This window comes from Maridesulfovibrio sp. (assembly GCF_963666665.1).
Classification (GTDB): Bacteria; Desulfobacterota; Desulfovibrionia; order Desulfovibrionales; family Desulfovibrionaceae; genus Maridesulfovibrio.
On record NZ_OY762999.1, the window covers coordinates 1,916,153 to 1,941,887 of the forward strand.

Consider the following 25,735-nt stretch of genomic DNA (forward strand, 5'->3'; position numbering starts at 1 on the left):
CTATTCTCCTAAAAAAAATATTTTTTATTACTGATTTGTTGTTGCCAGCATTTCTTCCAGTTGAACAACTCTAAAACCGTCTTTGTGGAACTGCAGAGTTTGAACCGGTATTTCCTTCAAAGCTGTCCTAGTCAAATTTTTTATGACTTGTTCCGAATTACCATAGGGAGTCACCACGTCAACAAGCCAGCATCTATTTCCGGAATCCCAATCCCTTGGACGCAGTCTTTTATTACGAATAAAATCCTTCTCTGCCTCAGGAGACAGCATCGCCCAAGAAGCAAAAGCCACGGCAACCCCCTGCTGGCGATACAATTTGCACTGCCTTAGCTGTAACGGAGGCAACACTAGCCACTTCATGTCCGAAAGGAATAAATGATCATGGGAAGGAGAGTTAAGAAGCAACTTCACCACAGACTCAAAAACAGCAGAACCATCAGGAATTCCAAAATAATTATTGAAACTTTCCCCGCCTCTTTCTTTAATAAAACTCCTGTCCGCTGCCTCAAAATCAAGGTTGTCTTCTGAATTCGTCATCATTAAAAATATTATCCCACACTTTGGTCCGTGTTAATCCACAAGCCGTAGTTACCGCCAGTGAGTTCAAAACCGAGCCTTTTCATAAAATTATCCATAACAGCTAAAGGAGCTCCTTCAGAAATACCTGTACCGAAAACAACCTCAATGGCATTTCGCTTCTTCGCCCACTTCTTGAAAGCGTATAACATTTTCAAAGCAGCCGATGACCCACGGTACTCAGGCGTTACAAAAAAACTAATCGATTGCGCTGCTACCTGATTGCTAAAAAAATACTCCTGAAGCATTCCCATATGCAAACCAATGATTTCCTTTTCATCAGTTTCTGCAATACAGAAAAAAAAGGAACCGGGGTTATCCACACAATGCCTGACGGCCTGACGGCATTTTGTAAAATCATATCTGATATTTTTAAAACGACCTAAGGAGTGCATTTCTCTCCCAAGCTGAACTACAGCTTCGACATCTGAATGCATTGCAGGGCGAATATTCATTATGATTCCTCACTCAATCGCTCTAAAAGATAATCGCCGGTACTACCGATACTGGATATTTTTGTGATATGTTCGTCAGGTATATCTATGTCATACAAATCTTCCAGCTCCAGCTTAATCTGCAGCATCGAAAGAGAATCAGTACCCAAATCTGCAATATAGTGGAACTCTTCCTTCAGTTTCAAAGAGTTCAGCCCCATAACCTGAGCAGTAACCTGCTTTACCTGTTCAATTATTTCAGTTTTTGTCGGTCTCATTGTTTTTATCTGGCATCAGCATCAATAGCTTCATCAATGTAAACATCCATATTCAAATCAATTATTGCGGAATCAATTTCAGCAGAAGAATCGTCCGGAGAATCAAATACGGCCATAGCTTCAGCAACCTGACAAGCTTCAGTTGCTACGCTCCCCCCATCTCCAATACCTGAATCTGAACGTGAATCTGAAATGGATTCAGAGTTATTCTCATAAGGTTGTTCATCGTTATCAAACGATTCAACAGCTTGCTCCTGTAACCACGCATCCCCAGAAGAAACATCTCCATTAATACTCTCCGCAGGCGGATCATCGAGCCCTTGAATATCGCTGCCCTGCTGCTCCTGTAACCACGCATCTTCAGGAGAAACATCATGATTAAAGCTTTCTTCCGGCCCATCCTCCAGTCCTGGAGTGTCACTGTCCTGCTGATCCTGTAGCCACATATCTTCAGGGGAAACATCACTCTCGACACTCTCTTCCGTAACTTCTTGCTGCTCAGTCGTACTATTCTGCTCCTGAATATCGGCAATTACCTCATCCACCATTTCGTTGAGAACCTGTCTACCTTCCTCTGTATCTTCGGCCACTTGTACAATCCGGCTAGACCCATCGTCATTATCGATACGAACATAACGAGAATCGTCATACAGAAAAGCAACATCCCCCAGAATACCGACTTCACCATCAGTTGTCTCGAAAGACGTCTTCCCGAATAATACGGTATCGCCCAAACGCTCGGCCTGCCAATCACTACTCAGACCAATGGAAGACACTCCAATTATTTCGAGATCGATAAATTCTCCATGCTCGCAGATTCCATTTTCGTTAGCGTCCTGCCAAATTCCGAAACGATCCCATAAATCATCCTCAGCATTGAACTCTCCGTCGCTATTGGAATCATAGCCCAGAGCCAATCCCTCAAGGTCTGTGCGGGCATCATCATGGTCAGCGGCAAAAGAAATCTCGTCAAAACCTTCAATCTTACCATCGTCATTACGATCGAATGCAAGCAAACCATCGTCGCCACTTACCCAAGCCAAATGTTCTATGAACTCGTCATTATTAACATCCATATAGACATCTGAATCATCAATGCCTATAAATTCCAGACCATCGTTATCCAGATCCATGGCTATAGGCTTTTTTCCACCGCCATCAGGCTTTTCGGGGTTGGTGATAGATATTGTATGAGTGGAACTGGCACCGTGTGGGTCGGTAATACGAACGACCATGGAGTCTGTCTGATTACCTCCATCGTAGGAAAAAGAACCGTCACTGCTTACAGAAAATCCGTCCCCTGAGACTAACTGATAGGTTAGCGAAGAATCATCAACATCGGTACCGAGCACACGTCCAGAGCCGCTGTATGGTGAATGCTGGCCGGAATACTGGGCCCCACCGGCCTGAATTGTCGGAGCGTCGTTAACCGCTTCCACGGTAACGCTCACTGTAGAAGAATGCTCCAGCCCTTTATCGTCGCAGGCGGTATAAGTGAAAGAGGCTTCGCCGTAATAGTTATGCGAAGGCACAAACCTGATATCACCACCGGAGGTGAGGCTGACAGAGCCGTTTACCGCTGCAGAGACATTAGAAATATGCATGGGGTCGCCATCAAAATCTATATCATTGGCAAAAACGTCTTCCTTGGAAATTATTACAGCTGTATCTTCGCGAGTGGATGCGGTATCCGCCTGAGTATAAGGTCTGTTGTTGCGCCCATCCAGATAGATGACAGCATCATCGAACTGCAATGTTTCAACTTCGGATACCGTGTCACTACCAGAATCGGTCCCGGAGGCACCGTTCCAGACAACAGAAGCTGCCCTGTCTTCGGTTTTGGTTACGGTGTAATCAGAAAACTTTCCGCTGAATACTGCGACATCGTCACCTTCGCCACCTTCAATTACATCATCGCCAATGCCTCCGGTAAGGATATCGTCGCCACCGCCACCGATCAGATTATCATTTCCAGCACCACCAACCAACTTGTTGATAAGATCATCCCCGGTCAACACATCATCATGCGAAGATCCTATGATATTCTCGAAACCGTCCAGAGAATCTGCCTCAGCATATCCATCCACTCCAGCAAAACCGACGGCAAGACTGGCATAAACCTTAGTATCGGACAATTCATATGAGACTGTATCTTCACCATCGCCGCCGGAGAGAACATCTCGGCCCGAACCGGACAGAACCAGATCGTCTCCGTCTCCTAAATCAGCAACAATGGATTCTGCGCCGCTAATCCGAAATGTATCTGCATGATTGCCGCCGACAGCAATCTCCACATTGGCCGCGCTAAGATCAATATCAAGCCCGCTGTCACCGGTGACGATAAGCGTATCCGTACCTTCCCCGGCGTCAATGATGGTATCTTCACTATCCACATAAAGAGTATCATCGCCGTCGCCGCCGTGAAACGCATCATTTCCGGCACCACCGATTAAAGTATCATCACCGTCATTCCCTGTGAGGGCATCAGTTCCGGCTCCACCATCAATATATACTGATGCGGAGGTTGAAGTATAAATATTGTCGGAGTTAGCTCCACCATAGGCGCGTTCAATATTATTCTCACCAAGATCGACTGTGATCCCTGTGCTTCCATCTGCAACAAGAGTATCGTAACCGTCGCCGCCGTCATAAATTTTATCGTCCGCATCCACATGTAAGACATCATTGCCGTCACCGCCATAAAGGCTATCTTCTCCGGCATCACCCCAAAGAACATCGGCACCGTCTTCTCCACGCAGTTCATCAGCTCCAGCACCGCCGTGCAATTCATCATCCCCGGCAACGTCGGAAGCTTTAACTGTGATTTCTTTTGGCTCGCTGGAAGCTGTAACAGGCCCAGTATCAGGATCAATATCGGTTGTGGTGGCAATGACTGCAACGGTGTAATCTTCAGCACCTGCGGGAACAGTTATTTCAAGCCCTTCGATCTGGTCGGCTGTAAGGCTCCATACTCCCGATCCAACCGGCATTTCGGTTCCGGCACTAAGATACCCTCCGACAGGAACACCGAACACAGCCAAAGTCAGGGTTTCACTCCCGTCTGCATCGGGCTGCACCATTGTAGAATCAATTACCAGAGGCGAAGTGGACAATCCTTTTGCACTGTCACCATATATAACATCATTACCGGCAGCACCGTAAACAGTATCGTCACCTCCACCGGCATGGAAAGTATCCTCTACAGCTGTACCGTTCATGAGCTCGCCTGTACTGGTATCGGAGACAGCCAAGATTTCCTCAACAACGGTAAGAGTCGGAGCATTGGTAGTAGCCTGAACTTGGACCGTAAAGGAACTGACCTTGCTTTTAACGGAATACGCACCGAACTGGGTTAGTGAAAGCCCCAATTCAAAATCCGCAGCCCAGTCATTCGGCATCAGTAACTTGAGACCTTCCAGATGACTGTATTCAAGAGTCCAATTGCCTGATCCTGTATGAGTTCCTGCAGATAGAGAGACTCCTTCAGGCACTCCTGAAATTATGATTAAGGCCTTTCCCGGATTGCTTAAATGTACGTTCAAGTCCAGATCAATGGAACTATCTTCATCTCCGCTGGCAGAGGGAGAAGATTCTGCGATAAGGATTTCAGGTTCAGGGTCGCTATCTCCATTTATCTCAGCCCCCTCTCCGTCTTCTTCAACTTCAACATTCTCTTCAGCATCATCTTCTGCAACAGCCTCGGCGGTAGAAACTTCTCCGCCCTCTGCCGGTTCTGCTTCAGCACTCTGCTCCAGATCCAGCTCCGGCATAGCAACAGAACTAAAAGAGCTTGTTTCCAGCTGCTCCTCATCTGCGCTATCTTCATCTGATGGAACAACTACATTATCACTCTCTGCAGCCCCGTTTGTTGCTGTGTTTTCAGACAAAGAGCTCTCAATGTCCGCCGCCTGATCTGCTGCATTAACAACCACATCCTGCGCGTCATCACCAGTAACGGTTCCGCCGGATGTTCCAACCACCTGATCAGGTGTAAGATCATAAAATTCATCGGCAGCCGAAGACTCATCGGTTGCCATCACTGCGGCAATACCCAAAGCTGCGGCCATGGCCATCATGCTGGCTCTGGAAGGCAACACACGGGAACCGGAAGATTTATATTCTTCCTCTTCTTCCTCTTCGTCTGCTCCACCTGAAGCCACAACTGTATCAAGCCTGTTGACAACGGAATCGTCAAACTGGAAAAATTCTACATCCTTAAGGACATCTTCATCTCCGGTACCGTCCTTGCGACGTACGGTAGTCCGTCCATTCTCAGTCTTGATGATATAGTCACCGGCATCGCCATCAAAAATAGCAGTATCAGTGCCTGTACCACCTACAAGGTAATCACTGCCTTCGCCGCCCACGAGCACATCGTCCCCGGAACCACCGATCAGAACATCGTCCCCGGAACCTCCGGAAAGCATATCGTTTCCATCACCACCAGAGGCAAAGTCATCATCGGCCCCTGCAAAGACCGAATCATTGGCCGCGCCTCCGGAAGCCCGGTCGCGCCCACCATCACCGAAAATATTATCTGAATCAGCACCGCCATCAATAACGTCATCCCCAGCCCCGGCATTGATAACATCTTCACCTGCTCCACCGAGAACAACATCATCCCCGCCAGCGGAAGCAATGGCATCATCACCCGCTCCGCTGTCAATCACGTTTGCTTTAGCGTCCCCCTTAAGGACATCACGCTGAGAGGAACCAGTAAGGTTTTCGATGCTGACCAGCTTGTCGCCCGCAGCATCACCACCTTTAGCTGTGCCTGCGGCCAAATCAATATCCACACCGGCATCCGAGCTTGAATAATCGGCAGTATCGTTCCCGGCTCCACCCTTGAGTGTATCGCGTCCTTTACCGCCGGACATGACATCATCACCACTTGTGCCGCCAAGCACATCATTCATATCGGTACCGGAGATACCATCAGTGCCGAGACGTTCGGCCATGACCTCACCCAGATTAACAGGGCCGGAGTTCTCGGTAACACCGAAACTTTCCACCAGCCCACCAAGGGAAACAATAGTCCCGTCGGACAGAGTCAGCATGGAAGAATCTTTCTTCCAATTATCCCAATCTGAAATAGTAAAACGAGGCTGGAGGTCAGAAAAATCAGCATCCGGGTTCTCCGGATCATTAACAGCAATAGTAAGCCGACCATGGGAAAGTTCCATGGAGAGGTCATTCAGATGTTGCCCGGAAAAATTCACTCCGCTGGCTGCCAGCAGCTTGCCGAGCTTGCTGAAGCCATCCGAATAATGTTCTTGATCAAGTCGGAGTCCTTCTACTTGCTTAAGTACATCCTTCCAGAACTCAATCTCTTCGGCCATCTTGTTGGCCTGAGCACGCAATTCAGCAGGGGTAACCTCTGAATCAGCCGCAAGCTCATCGGCCCTTTGCAGAAGTTCTTCAATCTCGCCTTCCGCCTCCAGCAACTGGTCGATCTCGTCCTGATTCTCAACGTAGGTGCGGTATTTCTCCGCAGCCTGAACATCTTCCAGCAGCTCCTCAATCGTGGTGGCTCGGGAATTATAAATGGCCCGCTTGATGATAGGGTCGCCACCCTCAATCTGAATGCTGCGGATGGTAGCCAGCAATCCTCTATCAACACCATCAGAAAGGGAATCAATAGGTTCACCGTTAAGGTGCTTCTCATCTTTGGTATAGCCGATGGTAACTTTACCGATATCCCCGGCATTAAGGATAGAACCGCCGCTGGCCTCAATAAGGGCATTCAGGGTATCGGCCATGGAGGAGATCGTTTCACCGAGTCCGCCACCGTCCCCGCCATGCTCCATTTCCATATGGGTCAACTCGAACTCACCGTCCGCATTGAGCTCCATAACAGCCTCGGCATGTGGCGGCGGCGGAGGCTCAGGCTTGCTGCCGCCAAACAATCCGCCAAAGAAACAACCGATAATGGTACCCACAAAGGCACCGATAAGGGCACCCACAAAAGGGATAGGAATACAAACCTGCGCCATCCCAGCCATCTTAGCGATACTTACCGCTGCAGCAGCACCGCCCCATGCACCGAGAGCCGAGCCCATGGAACTACCGATAGCTTCTGCCTGAGTATCAATATCCACGACCTGACGCCCCAGATACCCACCCAGAAATCCACCGCCCATGCTGGCCCAGTTCGCAGGATTAGAAAAACCTTCAAACCCGCCTAATAGCGAATCTTTCCCTATCATGGGGTTAAAATCAGCTAATTTAAGCCCCTCTTCAATTACAGACGAAATAGCGAAATCCGTGACCGTTTCAAACAAGGCCCCGCCGAAATCACCGCCTACATCGAGAAGATTGGAAAGTTCTGAAGTAAGAAAAGAGGAAGCAAGGCCGACTCCAGCCCCTACGGCATTCTGGCCGAAATCGCTGGTGGCGAAATCTTCATAAACATTATTGCCCGCTTGGCCGTTGCCGGTAAAAAAATCATCAAAAGCATCAATATTACCGCCGACAACTTCACCAATATTGCGCCCGAAAGTCTGCCCCACCGCACTGACAGCAGCAGTCTCAAAACGCCCATCTATACCAAGGGCCATACCGATATGGGAGCCGACAATGGAACCGATGGTTCCGGTGATGACGTTATCTACTGCTGGTGCGTCTGCATTCTCTTCGGCGGACTTGTTCTCGTCCTGATCTTCACCGGACGCATTCTGTTCATCTTTATTTTCAGTAGGATTGTCTTCATTTGCAGGATCATCAGCACTATCTGCATCTTTCTGATCATGAGGGTCAGAATTATTTTCAGAAGAAGTTGTGGCTGTATCTTCGGCAGTTTTTGTTTCTTGTGCTTTTTTTATTGCTGCTTCACGTTCGTCTTTGATTCTCTGCTTTATTTCGGCTTCTTTATCCTTAGTAGGAATCTCAAGGTCAGCGCCTGCATATATCTTATCTGGGTCATCAATATTATTATGCTCACGCAGCACATCAACTGGAACACCTGATTTTTTTGAAATCGCAGTCAAAGTGTCATCGGGCTGGATTTTGTAAGTGCTATTGCGGGGGATAATCTGAGAAGTATTGTTTTGCGGGGTGGGAGTTACCAGATTATCTGGCTGGGGTGTATTTGTTGAGCTGGTGTCACCTGACCCCTGGTTCTGATTCAAATCGGTGTCTTTAATGGGAGTTGAGTCAGCTCCTGCGTGTTTGTCTGGGTTGTAACCAGAAATTGTTGAATTTGTAGAATTGTCACCGGCCTCTACGGTGTCCCAACTAACTAGTTCAATTCTCTCTGACAACTCACCACCATGGGACAGCTTAACCCCCATATAGTTTGCTACAACTTTACCATCAACTGCCACCTCTAAAAATAAAGCATTACCACTGTATCCTATACTACCTGTCAATGAACCCTCGGCCTTAAAATCCTCGGTCCCAATATCAGTTGAGGCAAAAACTGAAGTAATAACACCACCATCACTTAACGAACAACGCACTCCAACGTCTGCAAGCTTAACCGAACGACTGCCTTCAAAAACAAAGGCATCAACATTACCATGCTTATCAAGCGCTACTTCCCCGCTAAGTGTACCAAAAATGGTTTTACCACTAGCATTTATACCTGTAATCTTACGAGTTACAGGATCAATAGTAATATCGCCATCAAAATCTCCGATAAACTTTCGGAAATCAGTAACGCTCCCGATTTTTTTAGGTATAGAAGGCATAGGTAACACGAAAAGTTAAAGATTGAGTGAAGATAAGTAATCAACCATATTATCTAAAAGAATGGACCGTATATTTTGAAGCGGAGAAAAGGCCTCTACATTAGGGTTATACAAAGCCATAAGATAAGACATATCGGCATAAGAGATAGGGTATATATCGTCATCCTTCATTATGATTCTACTGCTTTTTGTTGAGCATGGAACAAAAGCTATTGCATAGTATAAAATCTTCAACATTTGAAATCTAGGACTACGATCTGCCATACAAGTCCTTTCAAACTTGTATGGGTTCCACAAAACAATAAATCTCTCGGCGTCTCCATGCTTTATAAACTTATAGGTAACACCTTCATCAACCCAAGACTTTATCCTAGACTCATACGCAGTATCGTCTTCTCCTCTATTCTGTAACAGAGAGCGTAGCGACTTCTTCTTAGCTGTTTTATATAAATTGTCAGTAAGAAATATGCTAATATCAGCTGTCCCAGTATCAACATTTCGAAGCCCCAATTTGTTATGAGAAAGAAAGTTATTATAATACTCTAAATAGTTATTATACACACCCATCCAATCACTTGGTAACCCAAAAAACTGAATAGTTATCTCATTCTCCCACTTTAGCAGCCTGTCATTAGTCTTGTAAAACAAAGCCGAGAAACACCTATCCAGATATGCATTCGCATATTCTTCCATCTCTTCTCTATCAGCAGCATCAGCATTCACAGCCCCAACTCCTACAAACAAAATTAAAACCAAAACCATCAATATATATTTCATAAGAATACTCACACAAACAATAAAACCAATGTAAAATAGAAACCAACTCGACCACTAACGCCCTTTCTAAAACAGCACGCTTTCGAGAAATTATGTTTATTCTAACATACTTTTAACCCTCGCCACTCAAGGATTTTATGAAAATCAACGCCAGCTATTACAGAAATACTAAACAAAGAGCAATAACTTCTATAATATATCTTTATCTTTTTAATTAAAAAATTCGCGAGCAAAGAGATAGCCAAAAGGGCTTCGATCTAAACCGGCCAGAGTGATCAAAAATTATAATACGATAAATATTGAGAGACTGGAGAGTTATGCCGGGGGATATGGGGCAAAATAATATTTTCTTCAGATCAGATGGAGAGCTTATTTTTTTGGGCACAATAGACATAATTTAAATTCCTCAAACTTACTACTTACGCTTTCTTATAGCTGAAAGATAATTAACCATATTCTTTAAAATTTTACCTCTTGCCTCTGAAATAGGGGCAAAAGATTTAATACTTTTATCATATATAGAAACCATGTAAGAAGCATCAAGGTAATTCAAACCGTAAACTCGTTTACCTACAACAAGGCTATTGCATTTTGTAGTTGGTGGAACAAAAGTCAATGCACAATAAAGAATTCTCTGAATTTGAAAACGAGGATCTCTCTCTACTTTATTTCTAGCTGGATATACTAACGGATCCCAAAGAGCGACAAATCTAGCGCCATCTTCAAATCTTTTATACTTGAGAACTATTCCGTCCTTTTTATAACTAGAAACTTCATCATCATAATCATCTTCGCTTTGCGAATTAATCTTTAAAAGACTTTTAATATTTGGAGAAAGAGCTGTTTTAGTCAGATCGTTTGACACAACAATCATAATGTCGGCATCCCCACTCTCTACACCTTCAATGACAACACCTTCACTATTTAACTTTGAATTAAAATAGTCTAAATACATATGATAAATAGGATTTAATTCCTCTGGCAAACCAATCATTCGGATTGTTATGTGGTCATCCCACTTAAGCAAGGTATCATTATTTTTATAAAACAAAGTGGATAGATATAGGTCTAAGTATTTCCCTATTCCATTAGAAGCATCACTATCCGTAGCTTTAGCACTCACAGAACCCCCCCCCACAAACAAAATTAAAACCAAAACCATCAATATATATTTCATAAGAAGACTCACACAAAAAATAAAACCAATGTAAAATAGAAACCAACTCGACCACTAACGCCCTTTCTAAAACAGCACGCTTTCGAGAAATTATATTTATCCTAACATAATTTTAACCCGTACCACTCAAGGGTTTTCCAGAAAGCAACGCCAGCTATTACAGAAATACTAAATAGAGAGCAATAACTTTTATAATATATCTTTATTTTTTTAATTAAAAAATTCGCGAGCAAAGAGATAGCCAATAGGGCTTCGATCTAAACCGGCTGGAGTGATCAAAAATTATAATACTATGAATATTATGGAACCGGAGAGTTATGCTAGGGTGTGGTGTAAACTAGTGTTTTCTTCAAATCAGACAGAGAGCTTGCTTAATAGTATTGATAGCCTCAAATTTATTGATTCCCACTCTCACGGACAAAAGGAAATCGACGACATCAGTGCATAGACATTATCAAAACCAGCGCTCTCTATTATAGAAGCACTAAGCAATTGGCAAGCGCTTATTAATATATTTTTATATTATTTACACATTGGGCGATTAAAAATATAAAACACACTGTTTTATCGATCGAACGAAACCAAAGCCATTGAGTATATCAATATCAAAACTAATTAAGGAAAGAAATTTTACTGCTGAGTGAGGATAGATAGAGTTACTATAAATACCTACAAGCAACTCGCGACGCAATGGAATTTATACTAAATCTATCAAAGAACGATATATCCTACCTTTTCCCTAATTTTCCCTTCAAAGGTTGGAAATACAGTTGGAAAAGAAAAAGCCTCACAAAGAAAAATCTTCGTAAGGCTTTGATTTCATTGGTGACCCCGGCAGGAATCGAACCTGCGGCACCAGGATTAGGAATCCTGTGCTCTATCCTACTGAGCTACGGGGCCACTTTATGTGATAACGGCTGGAGAACTTTAGCGCATTTCTCCGTCCGAGGCGAGCATTAATATCCAAAGCGGTTTTCGATTGCAAGCCCTTTTTTTATTTTTATCCTTATTTTCCCATACAATCCGGTTAACACGCCTCCCTTCGCCCCTGTCCCTGCTAAAAAGTTAGTAACTATGGTTACATTTAGTTGACAGTCGTATACATTCATGCCAGAACGCTTCTCAGCTTAACACTGTTAAGCGCTGGAGAATCAACGATGAATACTACTTCAAAAACAATGGATGCGCCGCAGCAGCCCTTACGTATGCTGATATTGGACGCCGCCCGCAAGCTCTTTGCCGAGCACGGGTACGCTCAGGTTTCCATGCGTAAGCTGGCGACCACCATCGGCTACTCGCCAACTACAATTTATCATCACTTTAAAGATAAAAAGGAACTCTTCCTCTGCCTGACTGAAGAGACATACCGGGACTTCCTGCACCGTATCAATCGCATTATAGCGACCACGCCTCCCCCACGTGAAGCTCTGAAAGACATACTCTACACTCTTGTGGATATGGGACTTGAAAACCCCAATGCCTATAGGGTGGGTTTTATGATGGAAAGTGACCTGTGGAATGACCACAACTCACATTTTCAGGACAACCCGCTCGGTAAGACCATGTACAATCGTATTAACAAGTGTGTAAAAGACTGCCTGCCCGCAAATGCTTCCGATGAAGACATTATAGTTACCGCAAACTCGGTAGTAGCTGCTACCCACGGGCTGACTTCACTTTTGATTACCTACCCCACTTTTGAATGGGGTCCGCTGGACAAGTTAAAAGCACAGGTAATTGACTCCGCTGTTGACGCCATCAGCTGATTACTATAATCGAACAAACTTTTTTCGCACGGGTCGGATAAAATAATCCGTTTACATAAGGAACTTCAACATGAACAAAAAAAGCGCCATGAAGATGAATAAAAAGGCCAAAAATCAAGTTGTTTCGCTGCTGCAGCCAAAAGATGCCCTGAACCGGGTAATGAAAAGATTCCGCTCCCTGCAGTCCCCTGAAGGATATTGGGTTTTTGCCCTTGAAGCTGATGTGACCATCCCTTCAGAATACATCATGTTCAACAGATTTCTGGGACGCAAGATGGACAAAGGCCTTGCCAAAAGACTTGGCAATTACATCCGGGCCAAACAGATGCCCGATGGCGGATGGCCTCTGCATGACAATGACGGCCCGGTGAACATCAGTGCATCAGTTAAAGCATACATGGCCCTCAAGATGCTCGGCGACGACAAGGATGCTGAACATATGGTCCGCGCCCGCCAGATAATCCTTGCCAAGGGCGGGGCAGAAACTTCTAACGTATTTACCCGCATCTGCCTTGCCACTTTCGGCCAGATTCCGTGGCACTGCCCGCCCGCTATGCCCATTGAAATCGTACTGCTGCCCAAATGGTTCTTTTTCCATCTGGACAAAGTATCCTACTGGTCCCGCTCGGTAATCTACCCGCTGCTTATCATTTATGCCAAGCAGCCGGTCTGCCGTTTGCGTCCTGAAGAAGCAGTACCCGAACTTTTCTGCAAACCTGCCGAAGAACATATACATATAGATAAGTACCGCGACAAAGGCTGGCGCAAAAACCTTTTCATTCTGCTTGACCGCGTACTGAAGCGGACCATTCATCTGGTCCCCAAGTCCATCAACAAAAAAGCCCTGAACTATGCGGAAAAATGGACCCGCGAACACATGGCTGGACGTGGTGGTATCGGTGCAATTTTCCCGGCAATGGCTAACGCTGTCATGGCCCTGAGCCTGCTCGGATACGATGAATCAGACCCGGATTTTGCCCGTGGCATGCAGTCTGTGGATGACCTCATGGTCGATAAATTCCACGTGCCTGAAAAGTCCCCTTGGGAGCACACTGTAATCACCGGTGGAGCTGAGCTTTCCGCCGCACCGGAGCTGGACATTTCCCCCGACCACGGTACTGCAGAAAACCTTGAGCAGGCCATGTGCCAGCCCTGCAACTCCCCAATCTGGGACACCTGCCTGACCCTTTCAGCCATGATGGAAGCAGGCGAAAATCAAGATAGTAAATCCACTCAGCAAGCACTGAAATGGCTCTGGGGTCAGCAGATTTTCTTCCGTGGAGACTGGATCTCTAAGGCCCCCAAACTTGAGGGCGGCGGCTGGGCTTTCCAGTTTGAAAACACATTCTATCCGGACCTTGATGATACCGCCATGGTACTTATGGCAATGTGCCGCGCCGGAGTTCTGGATCAGCCGGAACACCATGAGAACTTCATCAAAGGCGTAAACTGGCTTATCGGCATGCAGTCCTCCAACGGAGGCTGGGCAGCATTCGATATCGACAACTGCGCCGAGTATCTGAACGACATCCCATTTGCGGACCACGGCGCCCTGCTCGACCCGCCCACCTCGGACCTTACCGCACGTGTCATCGAGCTGCTGGGCGTTATCGGCTACGATAAGAGCTTCCGCCCCATCAAAGATGGTATCGAATTCCTGAAAAAGGAACAGGAAGACGACGGCTCATGGTTTGGACGCTGGGGTGTTAACTATATTTATGGCACATGGTCCGTACTTTGCGGCCTGCGTCAGGCTGGCGAGGATATGAACTCCTCCTACGTATGCAAGGCTGTAGAATGGTTTGAAAACCACCAGAACAAAGACGGCGGCTGGGGCGAAACCTGCCTGAGCTACAACGACAAGAACTACGCCGGACTTGGTGATTCCACAGCATCCCAGACTGCATGGGCGCTGCTTGGACTCATGGCTGCCGGACGGGTTCACTCCAAGGCTGTCAGCCGCGGCGTTCGTTACCTGCTGGATACCCAGAAAGAAGACGGCAGCTGGGATGAGACTCTGTTCACTGGAACTGGATTCCCGCGCGTATTCTATCTGCGTTACCATGGATACTCCCAATATTTCCCCATGTGGGCACTGGGCGTCTACCAGCGCTTTTCCGCAGAGGAAGACACCAAACAGATCATGATGCGCCGCAAGACTCCGCTTGACCTCGGAAGGAAGTGGTAGAAATGAACAATGGTTCACTTTTGATCAGTAACACGGTCCCGGCCTATGAGACGGGACCGGATGACCGCATGCACTGCCACTGGCTCATGTGCAGGCTTCAGGAAGCAGCCACCTCCCATGCGAACTCGCTCGGTTTCGGCATTGAAGATATGGCGAAGCAGGGCTGCTTCTGGGTCCTGACTTCAATGCGTATCGAGATTGCAGAGCTGCCCTTGCGCGAAAAAACTTTTGCGCTGACAACCTGGTCACGGGGCGCAAAAAAATTGCGGGCCTTCCGCGATTTCTCCGGCTGTGATGAAAACGGAAGAGAAATCATCCGCGCCTCCTCGGAATGGATGGTACTCGACTCCGAAACCCGCAGGCCGATAGCAATTGATCAAAAGCTGAATCTGCACGCTCAAGACCGCTGCGTATTCCCTGACCCGATAAAGAGGCTGCGCCCCGGCACACCGGAAAAAGAACTCCGGTCCTTAAGTGTGGGCTACAGCTCTCTTGATGCCAATGGTCACGTCAACAACACTGAGTACCTGCGCTGGTCATTTGATGGACTGCGTTCACTTGGATTTGACCAGAACAAAGTAAAATCAATTCGCGTAGCCTTCCTTTCCGAAGTTTTCGAAGGCAACTCCATCAAGCTAATGGATTGTGATTGCGAGGACGATGGATATGAATTGATTGGCCTGAATGAGACTGAAGGGAAAGCTGCTTTTGCTTTGAAAGTGGAATAAATTCCTTTCCATAAAATTGTCATCAAAAAATCCCGCATACTCAAGTAGAGCGGGATTTTTTGATGTTTAACTGTCTGCACTGAAAATCTAATCACAATAATCAATTAACCTTTAAAATAATAAATATTGCAATACTAATATTAACAGAGTATCCCAGCAGCAAAGTCAGCATAGTTTGCTTAAATCAAATAAAAACAGGAGCCTCTTATGAAACTGTTCAAAATATTGGCACTCTGCACACTACTTTCACTTCCGGTAATTCACACCGCAAATGCGCATGCCCAGAGTGAGGAAAATTTAAAAGCAGCTTATGAAATGGCAGAACTGACTTACAACCCTGATGCCTTTGACCAAGCATTTGATATGATAGCCCCTGCTATGCTTAAAGGAATATTTAAGACTCATCCCGAAACAAAAAAATACAGTGAAATATTAATAAAGGCCTTTACCAAATCAATGAAGGAAACATTCAACGAAAAGAAAAATCAACGGATTCTGATAACAGTCTTTGCACAAGTCTACGCTGCAGAATTCAACAAAAAAGAATTACAAGACATCATTGCTTTTTATAAAACCGATACCGGCCAAAAATGCCTGAAAAAACTTCCTTTAATTATGAAACAGGCTGAACAGGAGTCTGCTAAAGTCATGAATAAAATTTTCGCTAATGGATTTGACCAAAAGTTAGAGGCAAACATCAAGGCAATGAAAGATAATGGATCACTGCCAACTGATTTTAAAATGTAAGAAGAATAAAATAATATAATTTCGAATTGCCTTCCACCGATCAAGTGGAAGGCAATTTTATTTAAACTAAGCCTACTAATCACTGGACACATTGAAGAAAGCCCCTACAACACTTGACTTCTCACCATATCTCAGCTAAATATACCGCCTTTCGTGCAGTAATATTACTGCGCGATCCTTATGATGTTCTACGTCTTCAAGCCTTATGAATTCAAGGATAATGATGGGTTGCAACGACAACTTATCCATCTGATTGAAGACATTTTTTAGTTGTCCGCAAGAATCGGACACAGAAACATTTTTTCCGCAAAGAGAGAAAGGATTATGCAAGTTGCAGGTAAAGAACTTGAGGTTCAGCAGGGTGCGCTTTGCGGCGAGGTTCTCAAAGAGGCCTTGTCCAAGAAGCAGTTCAAGAACGTTGTAGTTGCCAAATGTGGCGATACGCTTCTTGATCTCACCACCACCGTGCCTGCCGACTGTACCGACCTTGAGCCGGTAATGGCTGATTCCGAAGAAGGTCTGAATGTAATCCGCCACTCCACCGCACACCTTATGGCTGAAGCTGTGAAAAAGCTCTTCCCCACAGCCAAGGTGACCATCGGCCCCTCCATCGCCAGCGGTTTCTACTACGACTTCGACTACGAACGCCCCTTCACTCCTGAAGATCTTGAGGCAATCGAAGCCGAAATGCTGCGCCGTGTCGGTGCTGATGAAGATTTTACCCGCGAAGTGCTTTCCAGTGCAGATGCACTGAAAAAATTCGAGGAAATGGGCGAAGATTACAAGATCGAACTGATTAACGATCTGGGCGCAGAAACTGTTTCCGTATACACCAACGGCGAGTTTGCTGACCTCTGCCGTGGCCCCCACGTGGCCCGCACCGGCATGCTCAAAGCTTTCAAGCTTCTCTCCGTTGCAGGCGCATACTGGCGCGGCGATGAAAAACGCCAGCAACTCCAGCGCATTTACGGTACCGCGTTTGCTGATCCGAAAGCCCTGAAAAAGCACCTCGCTCAGATTGAGGAAGCCAAGAAGCGCGACCACCGTAAATTGGGAACCCAGCTCGATCTCTTTTCCGTGAACCCTGAAGTGGGCGCGGGCATGACCATCTGGCATCCCAAGGGTGCGCTTATCCGTGCAATCCTTGAAGACTTCGAGCGCAAGGAACACCTCAAACGCGGTTACCAGTTCGTACAGGGCCCGCTCATTCTCAAGCGTGAGCTTTGGGAAAAATCCGGCCACTACGACAACTACCGCGAGAATATGTATTTCACTGAGATTGATGAGCAGTCCTACGGCATCAAGCCCATGAACTGCCTTTCTCACATGCTGGTATTCAAATCCAGACTGCGCAGCTACCGTGACCTGCCCCAGCGCTACTTTGAGCATGGTGTAGTTCACCGCCACGAGAAATCAGGCGTACTGCACGGCCTGCTTCGCGTACGTACCTTCACTCAGGATGATGCACACCTCATCTGCCGCCCCGATCAGCTCCGCGATGAAATCATCGGCATTGCAAAATTCGTCGGCGATGTGATGGGCCTGTTCGGATTTGAATACGAAGCAGAAGTCAGCACCAAGCCCGAAAAAGCTATCGGTTCTGACGAAGATTGGGATAGAGCCACCGAAGCACTCGAAGGCGCCCTCAAAGAAATGGGTATGGAATACTCAATCAATGAAGGCGACGGCGCGTTCTACGGTCCCAAAATTGACATCATTATTAAAGATGCTCTTGAACGTCGCTGGCAATGTGCTACAATCCAGTGTGATTTTACCTTGCCAGAGCGGTTCGACTTAAGCTATGTGGGCGAAGATGGTGAGCGTCACAGACCTGTTATGCTCCACCGGGTTATCCTCGGTTCCATCGAACGTTTCATCGGTGTGCTGCTTGAACACACCGGTGGCGCACTGCCTGCCTGGCTGTCCCCTGTTCAGGCAAAAATTCTCACAGTCACCGATTCTCAGAACGAATTTGCACAAAAAGTCTTGCAGTTTCTGCGAGAAAAGGGCATTCGTGCCGAGGTTGATGATCGAAATGAGAAACTGGGCTACAAAGTTCGGGAAGCCCAGCTTGAAAAAATCCCGTACATGTTAGTAGTTGGCGACAAAGAAGTCGCTGCGGAATCGGTCAATGTAAGGGCCCGCGACGGGGAAGACCCCGGTCTCAAGTCTCTTGATGAAGCGGCAGAGCTTATTTCGACCGCCATTGACGAACCATTCAAACGCGGAGGCATGAGCTATAGCTTTTCATAGAGACGGTAGGCGTCCCTATCGCAGGGATGACGGTGCCCGCCGAAACGAGCGCATTAGAGTTCCCAAGGTCATGGTTATTGATGACGAGGGTAACCAACTGGGAGTACTTCCCACACGTGAAGCCCTTGAAATTGCACAGGACCGGGGTCTTGATCTGGTTGAAGTTGCAGAGAAGGCAGATCCGCCAGTTTGCAAGATTATGGACTATGGTAAGTTCAAATATCAGCAGCAGAAACGTAAGCAGGAAGCCAAAAAGAAGCAGACTGTAATCCAGATCAAGGAAGTCAAGTTTCGCCCCAAGACAGACGAGCACGATTACCAGACAAAGCTCAAGCACATCCGTCGGTTTCTCGAAGGCGGCGACAGGTGCAAAGTCACTATATTTTTCAGGGGCCGAGAAATTGTCCATAAGGACAGAGGGTTGGCAGTTCTGGAGCGGGTCAAAGAGGAAACCATGGATATCTCCAAAATGGAGCAGGCTCCAAGGTCCGAAGGCCGCACCATGAACATGATGTTGGCTCCTATTAAAAAATAAGGTTTTTTCCGACTCACGTGTCGGTATTTCCCAAGGAGGATAAAAAATGCCTAAAATGAAAACCAGAAGAGGCGCTGCAAAGCGTTTTACTAAAACTGGCAGCGGCAAATTCAAACGCCGCAAACAGGGTCTGCGTCATATCCTGACCAAGAAGACCGCGAAGCGTAAGAGCAGACTCGGCCAGAGCGCAACTGTTGACAGTGCGAACGTTGGTCAGGTCAAGCGCATGCTTCCCTACGCTTAATTGCGTAAAAATCGACTAAGACAATAAATGAACACTCCTGTCCGCGGAACTACGTTCGCGGCTGGTTTTAGAGAAAGATTCCTGGAGGAATACAATGAGAGTAAAACGTGGTATTGCCGCTAAGAGGCGTCATAAAAAATATTTAAAGATGGCCAAGGGTTTCCGTGGCTCTGGATCAACCCTTTACCGTACCGCCAGAGAGAGAGTTGAACGCTCACTCTGCATGGCCTACGTCGGCCGCAAACTGCGCAAACGTGATATGCGCAAACTCTGGATCCAGCGTATCAACGCTGCTGCACGCCTCAACGGCATGTCCTACAGCCGTCTCATTCACGGACTGTCCACTGCTGGCGTTACCCTGAACCGTAAAGTTCTCGCTGATCTGGCTGTTAACGATGCACCTGCATTCGCCAAAGTAGTTGAGATCGCCAAAGCTCAGGTTAGCTAAGGTGTCGGACGTAAAGTCCCTGTTACAGGAACTTGAAGGCCTGGTCCCGGAGTGCTCTGCACGCCTGGATCAGGCTTCTTTGTCTGAACTGGAAGACATCAAGATCGACATGCTCGGCCGTAAAGGCCGTGTAGCCAAAATCATGTCCGGTCTGCCCTCACTTCCTAACGAGGACAAGCCTGTAGCAGGTAAAAAAGCCAATGAAGTAAAGGCCGCTCTCACCGAGCTTATCGAGGGAAAACAGAGCGAGCTTGAAAAAGCCGCCACCGCTGAGAGCCTGTCCCGTTTCGACCCCACCATGCCCGGACGCAAGCCTGCTGAAGGTTCGCTCCACCCTGTCACCCTCGTCATGGACGAGATTTGTGACGTATTCATCGGGCTGGGTTTTGAAGTCGTAACCGGACCCGAAGTTGAAAACGACTGGTACAACTTCGAAGCACTGAACATTCCGCCGGAACACCCCGCGCGCGACATGCAGGACACCCTGTACATTTCAGATTCCATCCTGCTGCGTACCCACACATCCCCGCTACAGATCCGCACCATGAAGGATAGAACTCCTCCGCTGGCAGCAATCGCCCCGGGCAAGGTTTACCGCAGGGACTCCGACCTGACCCATACCCCTATGTTCCACCAGATCGAAGGTTTTCTCGTCGATCAGAACGTTAGTATGGCTGACCTGCGCGGAACACTGACTGCATTCGTCCACCAGCTTTTCGGGCCCAAGACTGACGTGCGTTTCCGCCCCAGCTTCTTCCCCTTTACCGAGCCCAGCGCGGAAGTGGACATCTCCTGCGTTATGTGCGGCGGGAAAGGAACCATCGACGGCAAGCCTTGCCGTGTATGCAAGCAGACCGGCTGGGTGGAAATCCTCGGCTGCGGTATGATGGACCCCAACGTAATGAAAGCAGTTGATTACGATACCGAAAAATACTCCGGTTTCGCATTCGGACTCGGCATTGAACGCGTAGCCATGCTCAAATACGGCATCGGCGACCTGCGCATGTTCTTTGAAAACGATATCCGATTCCTCGAACAGTTTTCCTAATATATACGCAGTAAATACTGCTGGAGGCTCAAATGCTTTTAAGCATGCAATGGCTGCGGGATTTCGTTCCTTATGAAGGCGAAGTTCAGGAGCTTGGCGACAGGCTGACCATGCTCGGCCTTGAGCTTGAAGAAATTTTCAATCCTTTTGAAGCGATCAAAGACATCGTTGTCGGTCACGTGGTGGAGTGCGACCCACACCCCGAAGCTGACAAGCTGTCTGTTTGTAAAGTAGCCGTCGGTGACGGCGAACTTCTTGATATCGTTTGCGGCGCACCAAACGTTACCAAGGGCATTAACGTGCCCGTGGCAAAAGTCGGTGTAACCATGCCCGGCGATTTCAAAATCAAGAAGGCAAAACTCCGCGGAGTTAAATCCAACGGTATGATCTGCTCTGAGCGCGAACTGGAACTCTCCGACGCGCACGACGGCATCATGATCCTGCCCGAGAATCTGACCCCCGGCGTAAAATTCACCGAAGCCATGAACATGGAAGATACGGTTCTGGATCTGGGCATCACTCCCAACCGTGCCGACTGCCTGTCCATGCTCGGTATCGCCCGCGAAACTTCTCTGGCGTTTGATCTGCCCATCAACCTGCCCAAGCTCAATCTTATTGAGAACGGCGGAAATGCGGCAGATATGCTTAAAATCGAAATCGACGATCCCGATCTCTGCCCACTCTATCAGGCCAGAATCCTGCAGGGCGCAAAGATCGCACCTTCCCCGGACTGGATGCGTTACCGTCTCCTTTCCGTGGGCGTTCGTCCCATCAGCAACATTGTTGACGTGACTAACTACATCCTTTTTGAACTGGGCCAGCCCCTGCACTCCTTTGACGCAGACAGGCTCAAAGGCGACAAAATCCGTGTCGGCCTTGCTCCGGAAGGGACTAAATTCACCACCCTTGATGAACAGGAACGTAAGCTTATCGGCTCTGACCTGCTTATCTGGGATGCAGAACGTCCAGTTGCGCTGGCCGGTGTTATGGGCGGCTTGAACTCCGAGATTCACGACGGCTCCACTAACGTGGTCCTCGAATCCGCAGTATTCCGCCCCGGCCTCATCCGCAAAACCGCCCGTCGTCTGGCCCTGCCCTCCGAAGCTTCCTACCGCTTCGAACGCGGCGTGGACCAGCAGATGAACACCTTTGCCATGGACCGTGCAGCTCAGCTCATCAGCGAACTGTCCGGGGCAAAAATTGTTTCCGGCGTAGCCAAAAACGAGCCGACTCCCTGGCAGGATCGTACCCACGATTACCGCCACAAGCGCTGCAACAGCTGGCTCGGTCTGGACCTTGAACCTGAATTCAGCAAAAAAGCTTTCACTCTCATGGGACTGGAAGTTAACGATAGCGATGCAGATTGCTGGAAAGTATCCTCCCCCTCCTACAGACTGGACCTCGAACGCGAGGCCGACCTGTACGAAGAAGTAGCTCGCTACTTCGGCATGGATAAAATTCCTTCCGTACTGCCCCGCATCTCCAAGACCTTTGACGCTTCCGTCATTGCGGACACCCCTTACGGCTTTTATCGCCGCATCAAAAACTGGGGTCGCGGCGTAGGTCTGCACGAAGCCATCAACTACAGCTTCGTAGGTGATGATGATCTCGACCTCTTGGGCCTGCCCAAAGAAGGCCGCGTGAACATCGCCAACCCCCTGAGCGAAGACCAGAACGTAATGCGTACAGCATTGGCTCCCGGCCTGCTCAACACTGTGCGTCATAACCTCGCGCAGGGTAACACCCACATCCGGGTATTTGAAATCGCCAAGAAGTTCATCAAAGATGAAACTTCCGACACTGAGACCCGCGAACAGACCCGTCTGGGCATTATGCTTCACGGTCCCCGTTCAAATGCTGAATGGCCCAACGAACATGGCGATGCCGACTATCTTGATGTCAAAGGTCTCGTAGAGCACCTGCTGGCAGACCTCAAGCTGGGCGAAGCAACCTTCTCTCTTGCTGAAGATCACAGCTACCTTGAGCCTTGCGTGAACATCACTCTCGGTGAAAAGGAAATCGGCTTCATGGGCATGGTCAAGGCAGACATTGCTGACAAGTACCACGCTAGAAAAGAAGTATGGATGGCTGATCTCAACGCGGACCTGTTGCGCGAGATCGTCATGGCTCACGCAATCAAGTTCGAAACCCTTCCGGTATTCCCGCCGTCCAGACGCGACGTGACCGTAATCGGTCCTGTTTCCCTGCACGCGGAAACCATCAAGGAAGCAATCCTCGGACTGAGACTGCCCCTGATCGAATCCGTGGAACTGGTTAACGTATTCGCACCTGAAGGTCAGGACGAAGAACGCAACCTATCCTTCCGCATCACCTACCGCCATGGTCAGAAAACCCTGACCGACAAGGCAGTAGACAAAGAACACCAGAAGGTACTCGCAGGGCTCGAAAAGTCCCTGCCCGTACGTTTCTAGTTCTTTAATTGACGTAATTTTAAAAAGCCCTGCTGAACATGTTTCAGCAGGGCTTTTTTGCCTTCTAAGACCTTTGTCATCAAGCATTTTCTATGCAGGATTTGTAACCAGCCGTTTCCCCATATCAAATGCCTTCTCACATTCTTGCGGAAAAATTTCTTTATGATGTTTAAGCTTGGCTTCAGCGTCGAATTTTTCGGATTCATATTTTGAATAATCGCTGTATTGCATTGTATCAACGGACAAAAACAATTCGCAGGGACCGAAATGCCTATCAAGCATTGTCTTGGTCAAATTAAAATGCTGTTCATATCCATAGTTTTTCACATCTTCCAGGCCGACATTCATTGTATAAATAAGGGCCGTGCTGATAACCCTTGGAAACTGTGATTTCAGATCCTTCGAATAATTATTGTAGGGAAACAAAAGACGTTCCAGCAAAGCACGCGTAGCTGCTGATTCAGCTCCGTAATAAACCGGTGTTCCAACAATCAGGACATCCGCATTCCGTACCCGCTCCAAAACCGGTGTAAGGTCATCATTTACAGCACAAACACCGTCTAATTTACGATTCCTTTTTTTACAGGAAAAACAACTAATACATCCTGAAAAACTCAAATCATAAAGATTGACCAGTTCTGTTTCTGCTCCTGCAGCGGCGGCTCCTTTGAGAGCACTTTCCAGCAACGTTACTGTATTCCAGTTCTTTTTACGCGGGCTACCATTAAAAGCTATTACATTCATGAGTTATTGTCCTTCATTGTACGTTTTGCAGCTGACGCCGGCCATCATTATTTGACCCAGACAGCTAAGCACATGCTCTCCACAGTTCTCCTTTCTTCTACCTTAAACAGGAAGTTTCACTTCAATCATAATACTGAACTTCAGACACATATTTATACAACATAACTCGTATGGATTTATTCCGGCAGAGTTGGACAGAACATGGCGACCAGATACGCCGTCCCCATTGCCCCGAACAGATTAATCAGAACAAACACAATAGAAAACTGCCAACCGAAATAAGCCAGCAACACAGGGATAAGCACCGGTTTTACGGAACGACAGCCGATAAAGTTTGCGATAATGAAGGTGGACGCACCCTTTTCTTTAAGATTTTTAAAAAGTGGATACCATGCGTAAATAGGCCCCATGGAAATGACTCCTGCCAATGCGGAAAGCAAGATGCCACGTACTCCGGTTCTGCTACCCAGAAAACGGGCAACTGCTGCAGGGTCCAGATAACGGTTAATTAACGTCATCATCACCAGCACGAAACAGATGGGCAGGCCAAGCTGGCTAATAAGCCTACGGCTGGCCTCTACTGCACGCTGGCCTGACAAGGGATCATACTGGAGACAAAAGGCGTAAATACAGCCTACTATCAACGGAAACAGCCATGGTTTGATATAGGGCCAGATTTTTTTTGCAACCATTAGAACAGCCCTCCCCAGTTTGTAACCAACAAAGACATGAGCACAGCCATTACAAATCCGCACAGATTACGGAGCAATGCAAAGCGAGTCCCCAAAGCAGACACTTCAACTGGAAGCTGAATGAGACCGACCGTAACCCACGCCATCATCAAAGAGATTACTCCGGCCTCTTTCACTCCTGCTCTAAGTAAACTATCGCCAATCACATAGCTGTTTACCGGATTACCAACCAGAACACTCCCTAGAGCTGCACCCACAATGGAATCCTGAAGAACCGACCCTGAAAAGAGCGAAAACAGAGTTTTTTCTGAAACAAAACCGCGAAACAACCCAAGCAGCATGATTACACCGGCCAGCTTGGGCAGTATTTGATAAAATTGACGCACTCCTTTCCGAAATGCAGCATTCCAAAGTTCGCGTTCGCTGGGAGCATCAACCTTTAAGTCCGATTCTGGAAAATCCTGCCTTCCCTCGCACTTATCAAGATAAGAGTAGACAGCTTCACGGACATTCCCTTTAATCCCTGTAACTATTTCTATTGATTTACCCTTCATGGCATTGACAATATGCGGAGCAACATAGCCGACAAGCAATGCCTGCGCTTCATGACTCACCGCCAACGAAATGATTGTCACTCCGGATCCGGGACCTGATGCATTATGAGGACCGTCCAATATTTCAAAAGACATATCATCAGTATCGACAATCAGAACATGATCGGCAGATCCCAACTTCGAAGCGACATTTCCTTTAAGATCTGGTTCGGTACAAGGCACAACTATTTTCATGGTCACCTACATGTTTAGTCCTATCTATAGGAGCATCAACAATAAATTGTTCCAAGCCATAAAGCTATGTAATTTTCTAAAGAACTACTTACTTGCCATTCCAATTCCAAAATGACGGAGTGAAATGAACCACACTCCCCCTTTACATACACGGCTGGACTTTCCGCCACTCAGGTTGTAATAGGATTATGT

Annotated in this window: 19 protein-coding genes and 1 tRNA gene; 10 read left to right on the plus strand and 10 right to left on the minus strand. The window is 47.3% G+C overall.

The window, feature by feature from the left end:
- Positions 1-27: 27 nt before the first annotated feature.
- The 7 genes from ACKU40_RS08750 to ACKU40_RS08780 form a co-directional block, all read right to left on the minus strand.
- Positions 28-540, minus strand: coding sequence for a toxin-activating lysine-acyltransferase (locus tag ACKU40_RS08750; RefSeq protein WP_320176137.1), 513 nt, complete (start codon positions 538-540; stop codon positions 28-30).
- A gap of 8 nt (positions 541-548) precedes the next feature.
- The gene (locus ACKU40_RS08755; protein WP_320176138.1) at positions 549-1,031 is read right to left on the minus strand and encodes a GNAT family N-acetyltransferase; all 483 of its coding nucleotides are present in this window, start codon (positions 1,029-1,031) and stop codon (positions 549-551) included.
- The gene (locus ACKU40_RS08760; protein ID WP_320176139.1) at positions 1,031-1,288 is read right to left on the minus strand and encodes an acyl carrier protein; all 258 of its coding nucleotides are present in this window, start codon (positions 1,286-1,288) and stop codon (positions 1,031-1,033) included. Before ACKU40_RS08760 ends, ACKU40_RS08755 begins: the two co-directional genes overlap by 1 nt.
- A 5-nt stretch (positions 1,289-1,293) precedes the next feature.
- Positions 1,294-8,976 carry an Ig-like domain-containing protein gene (locus ACKU40_RS08765; protein WP_320176140.1) on the minus strand — a complete coding sequence of 2,561 codons (7,683 nt, stop codon included), beginning with the start codon at positions 8,974-8,976 and terminating at the stop codon, positions 1,294-1,296.
- Positions 8,977-8,991: 15 nt separating this feature from the next.
- Positions 8,992-9,753, minus strand: a complete 762-nt coding sequence (locus ACKU40_RS08770) for a hypothetical protein (protein WP_320176141.1) — start codon at positions 9,751-9,753, stop codon at positions 8,992-8,994.
- 415 nt (positions 9,754-10,168) lie between these two features.
- Positions 10,169-10,930 (minus strand): hypothetical protein, encoded by a 762-nt coding sequence (locus tag ACKU40_RS08775; protein WP_320176142.1) that lies wholly within the window; start codon positions 10,928-10,930, stop codon positions 10,169-10,171.
- Positions 10,931-11,753: 823 nt separating this feature from the next.
- Positions 11,754-11,830, minus strand: a tRNA-Arg gene (locus ACKU40_RS08780).
- A 257-nt stretch (positions 11,831-12,087) separates the two neighbouring features.
- On the opposite strand from ACKU40_RS08780, the gene ACKU40_RS08785 reads away from it, so the two are divergent.
- From ACKU40_RS08785 to pheT, 10 genes are all read left to right on the plus strand, one after another.
- Positions 12,088-12,696 carry a TetR/AcrR family transcriptional regulator gene (locus ACKU40_RS08785; RefSeq protein WP_320176143.1) on the plus strand — a complete coding sequence of 203 codons (609 nt, stop codon included), beginning with the start codon at positions 12,088-12,090 and terminating at the stop codon, positions 12,694-12,696.
- Between the two features lie 70 nt (positions 12,697-12,766).
- Entirely contained in the window at positions 12,767-14,884 is a 2,118-nt protein-coding gene (gene shc, locus ACKU40_RS08790; protein ID WP_320176144.1) for a squalene--hopene cyclase, read from the plus strand.
- Positions 14,885-14,886: 2 nt separating this feature from the next.
- Positions 14,887-15,612: an acyl-ACP thioesterase domain-containing protein gene (locus tag ACKU40_RS08795; RefSeq protein WP_320176145.1), complete on the plus strand. Its 726-nt coding sequence runs from the start codon at positions 14,887-14,889 to the stop codon at positions 15,610-15,612.
- A gap of 207 nt (positions 15,613-15,819) precedes the next feature.
- Positions 15,820-16,359 carry a DUF2059 domain-containing protein gene (locus ACKU40_RS08800; protein WP_320176146.1) on the plus strand — a complete coding sequence of 180 codons (540 nt, stop codon included), beginning with the start codon at positions 15,820-15,822 and terminating at the stop codon, positions 16,357-16,359.
- 324 nt (positions 16,360-16,683) lie between these two features.
- The gene (gene thrS / locus ACKU40_RS08805) at positions 16,684-18,612 is read left to right on the plus strand and encodes a threonine--tRNA ligase (RefSeq protein WP_320176147.1); all 1,929 of its coding nucleotides are present in this window, start codon (positions 16,684-16,686) and stop codon (positions 18,610-18,612) included.
- 70 nt (positions 18,613-18,682) lie between these two features.
- Positions 18,683-19,147, plus strand: a complete 465-nt coding sequence (gene infC, locus ACKU40_RS08810) for a translation initiation factor IF-3 (protein ID WP_320176148.1) — start codon at positions 18,683-18,685, stop codon at positions 19,145-19,147.
- A gap of 46 nt (positions 19,148-19,193) precedes the next feature.
- Positions 19,194-19,391, plus strand: coding sequence for a 50S ribosomal protein L35 (gene rpmI, locus ACKU40_RS08815; protein ID WP_320176149.1), 198 nt, complete (start codon positions 19,194-19,196; stop codon positions 19,389-19,391).
- Between the two features lie 94 nt (positions 19,392-19,485).
- A complete protein-coding gene (gene rplT / locus ACKU40_RS08820) occupies positions 19,486-19,839 on the plus strand; it encodes a 50S ribosomal protein L20 (RefSeq protein ID WP_320176150.1) in 354 nt (117 codons plus the stop codon).
- A gap of 1 nt (position 19,840) precedes the next feature.
- A complete protein-coding gene (gene pheS / locus ACKU40_RS08825) occupies positions 19,841-20,887 on the plus strand; it encodes a phenylalanine--tRNA ligase subunit alpha (RefSeq protein WP_320176151.1) in 1,047 nt (348 codons plus the stop codon).
- A 32-nt stretch (positions 20,888-20,919) separates the two neighbouring features.
- The gene (gene pheT, locus ACKU40_RS08830) at positions 20,920-23,319 is read left to right on the plus strand and encodes a phenylalanine--tRNA ligase subunit beta (RefSeq protein WP_320176152.1); all 2,400 of its coding nucleotides are present in this window, start codon (positions 20,920-20,922) and stop codon (positions 23,317-23,319) included.
- 90 nt (positions 23,320-23,409) lie between these two features.
- On the opposite strand, the gene ACKU40_RS08835 is transcribed toward pheT, so the two are convergent.
- The 3 genes from ACKU40_RS08835 to ACKU40_RS08845 all read right to left on the minus strand — a co-directional run bounded on the left by ACKU40_RS08835 (position 23,410) and on the right by ACKU40_RS08845 (position 25,543).
- Positions 23,410-24,063 carry a flavodoxin family protein gene (locus ACKU40_RS08835; RefSeq protein ID WP_320176153.1) on the minus strand — a complete coding sequence of 218 codons (654 nt, stop codon included), beginning with the start codon at positions 24,061-24,063 and terminating at the stop codon, positions 23,410-23,412.
- 176 nt (positions 24,064-24,239) lie between these two features.
- The gene (locus tag ACKU40_RS08840) at positions 24,240-24,755 is read right to left on the minus strand and encodes a hypothetical protein (protein ID WP_320176154.1); all 516 of its coding nucleotides are present in this window, start codon (positions 24,753-24,755) and stop codon (positions 24,240-24,242) included.
- Entirely contained in the window at positions 24,755-25,543 is a 789-nt protein-coding gene (locus ACKU40_RS08845; RefSeq protein ID WP_320176155.1) for a NifB/NifX family molybdenum-iron cluster-binding protein, read from the minus strand. The genes ACKU40_RS08840 and ACKU40_RS08845 overlap by 1 nt, the downstream gene beginning before the upstream one ends.
- Between the last annotated feature and the right edge of the window lie 192 nt (positions 25,544-25,735).

What these genes read in the sequence shown, in the direction of transcription:
- ACKU40_RS08835 (WP_320176153.1), bottom strand. Translation starts at nt 24,063, where the DNA reads ATGAATGTAATAGCTTTTAATGGTAGCCCGCGTAAAAAGAACTGGAAT.
- ACKU40_RS08775 (WP_320176142.1), bottom strand. Translation starts at nt 10,930, where the DNA reads ATGAAATATATATTGATGGTTTTGGTTTTAATTTTGTTTGTGGGGGGG.
- pheT (WP_320176152.1), top strand. Translation starts at nt 20,920, where the DNA reads ATGCTTTTAAGCATGCAATGGCTGCGGGATTTCGTTCCTTATGAAGGC.
- shc (WP_320176144.1), top strand. Translation starts at nt 12,767, where the DNA reads ATGAACAAAAAAAGCGCCATGAAGATGAATAAAAAGGCCAAAAATCAA.
- rplT (WP_320176150.1), top strand. Translation starts at nt 19,486, where the DNA reads ATGAGAGTAAAACGTGGTATTGCCGCTAAGAGGCGTCATAAAAAATAT.
- ACKU40_RS08795 (WP_320176145.1), top strand. Translation starts at nt 14,887, where the DNA reads ATGAACAATGGTTCACTTTTGATCAGTAACACGGTCCCGGCCTATGAG.
- ACKU40_RS08840 (WP_320176154.1), bottom strand. Translation starts at nt 24,755, where the DNA reads ATGGTTGCAAAAAAAATCTGGCCCTATATCAAACCATGGCTGTTTCCG.
- infC (WP_320176148.1), top strand. Translation starts at nt 18,683, where the DNA reads ATGGTTATTGATGACGAGGGTAACCAACTGGGAGTACTTCCCACACGT.
- ACKU40_RS08785 (WP_320176143.1), top strand. Translation starts at nt 12,088, where the DNA reads ATGAATACTACTTCAAAAACAATGGATGCGCCGCAGCAGCCCTTACGT.
- ACKU40_RS08755 (WP_320176138.1), bottom strand. Translation starts at nt 1,031, where the DNA reads ATGAATATTCGCCCTGCAATGCATTCAGATGTCGAAGCTGTAGTTCAG.
- ACKU40_RS08770 (WP_320176141.1), bottom strand. Translation starts at nt 9,753, where the DNA reads ATGAAATATATATTGATGGTTTTGGTTTTAATTTTGTTTGTAGGAGTT.
- ACKU40_RS08800 (WP_320176146.1), top strand. Translation starts at nt 15,820, where the DNA reads ATGAAACTGTTCAAAATATTGGCACTCTGCACACTACTTTCACTTCCG.
- ACKU40_RS08750 (WP_320176137.1), bottom strand. Translation starts at nt 540, where the DNA reads ATGATGACGAATTCAGAAGACAACCTTGATTTTGAGGCAGCGGACAGG.
- ACKU40_RS08765 (WP_320176140.1), bottom strand. Translation starts at nt 8,976, where the DNA reads ATGCCTTCTATACCTAAAAAAATCGGGAGCGTTACTGATTTCCGAAAG.
- ACKU40_RS08845 (WP_320176155.1), bottom strand. Translation starts at nt 25,543, where the DNA reads ATGAAAATAGTTGTGCCTTGTACCGAACCAGATCTTAAAGGAAATGTC.
- thrS (WP_320176147.1), top strand. Translation starts at nt 16,684, where the DNA reads ATGCAAGTTGCAGGTAAAGAACTTGAGGTTCAGCAGGGTGCGCTTTGC.
- ACKU40_RS08760 (WP_320176139.1), bottom strand. Translation starts at nt 1,288, where the DNA reads ATGAGACCGACAAAAACTGAAATAATTGAACAGGTAAAGCAGGTTACT.
- rpmI (WP_320176149.1), top strand. Translation starts at nt 19,194, where the DNA reads ATGCCTAAAATGAAAACCAGAAGAGGCGCTGCAAAGCGTTTTACTAAA.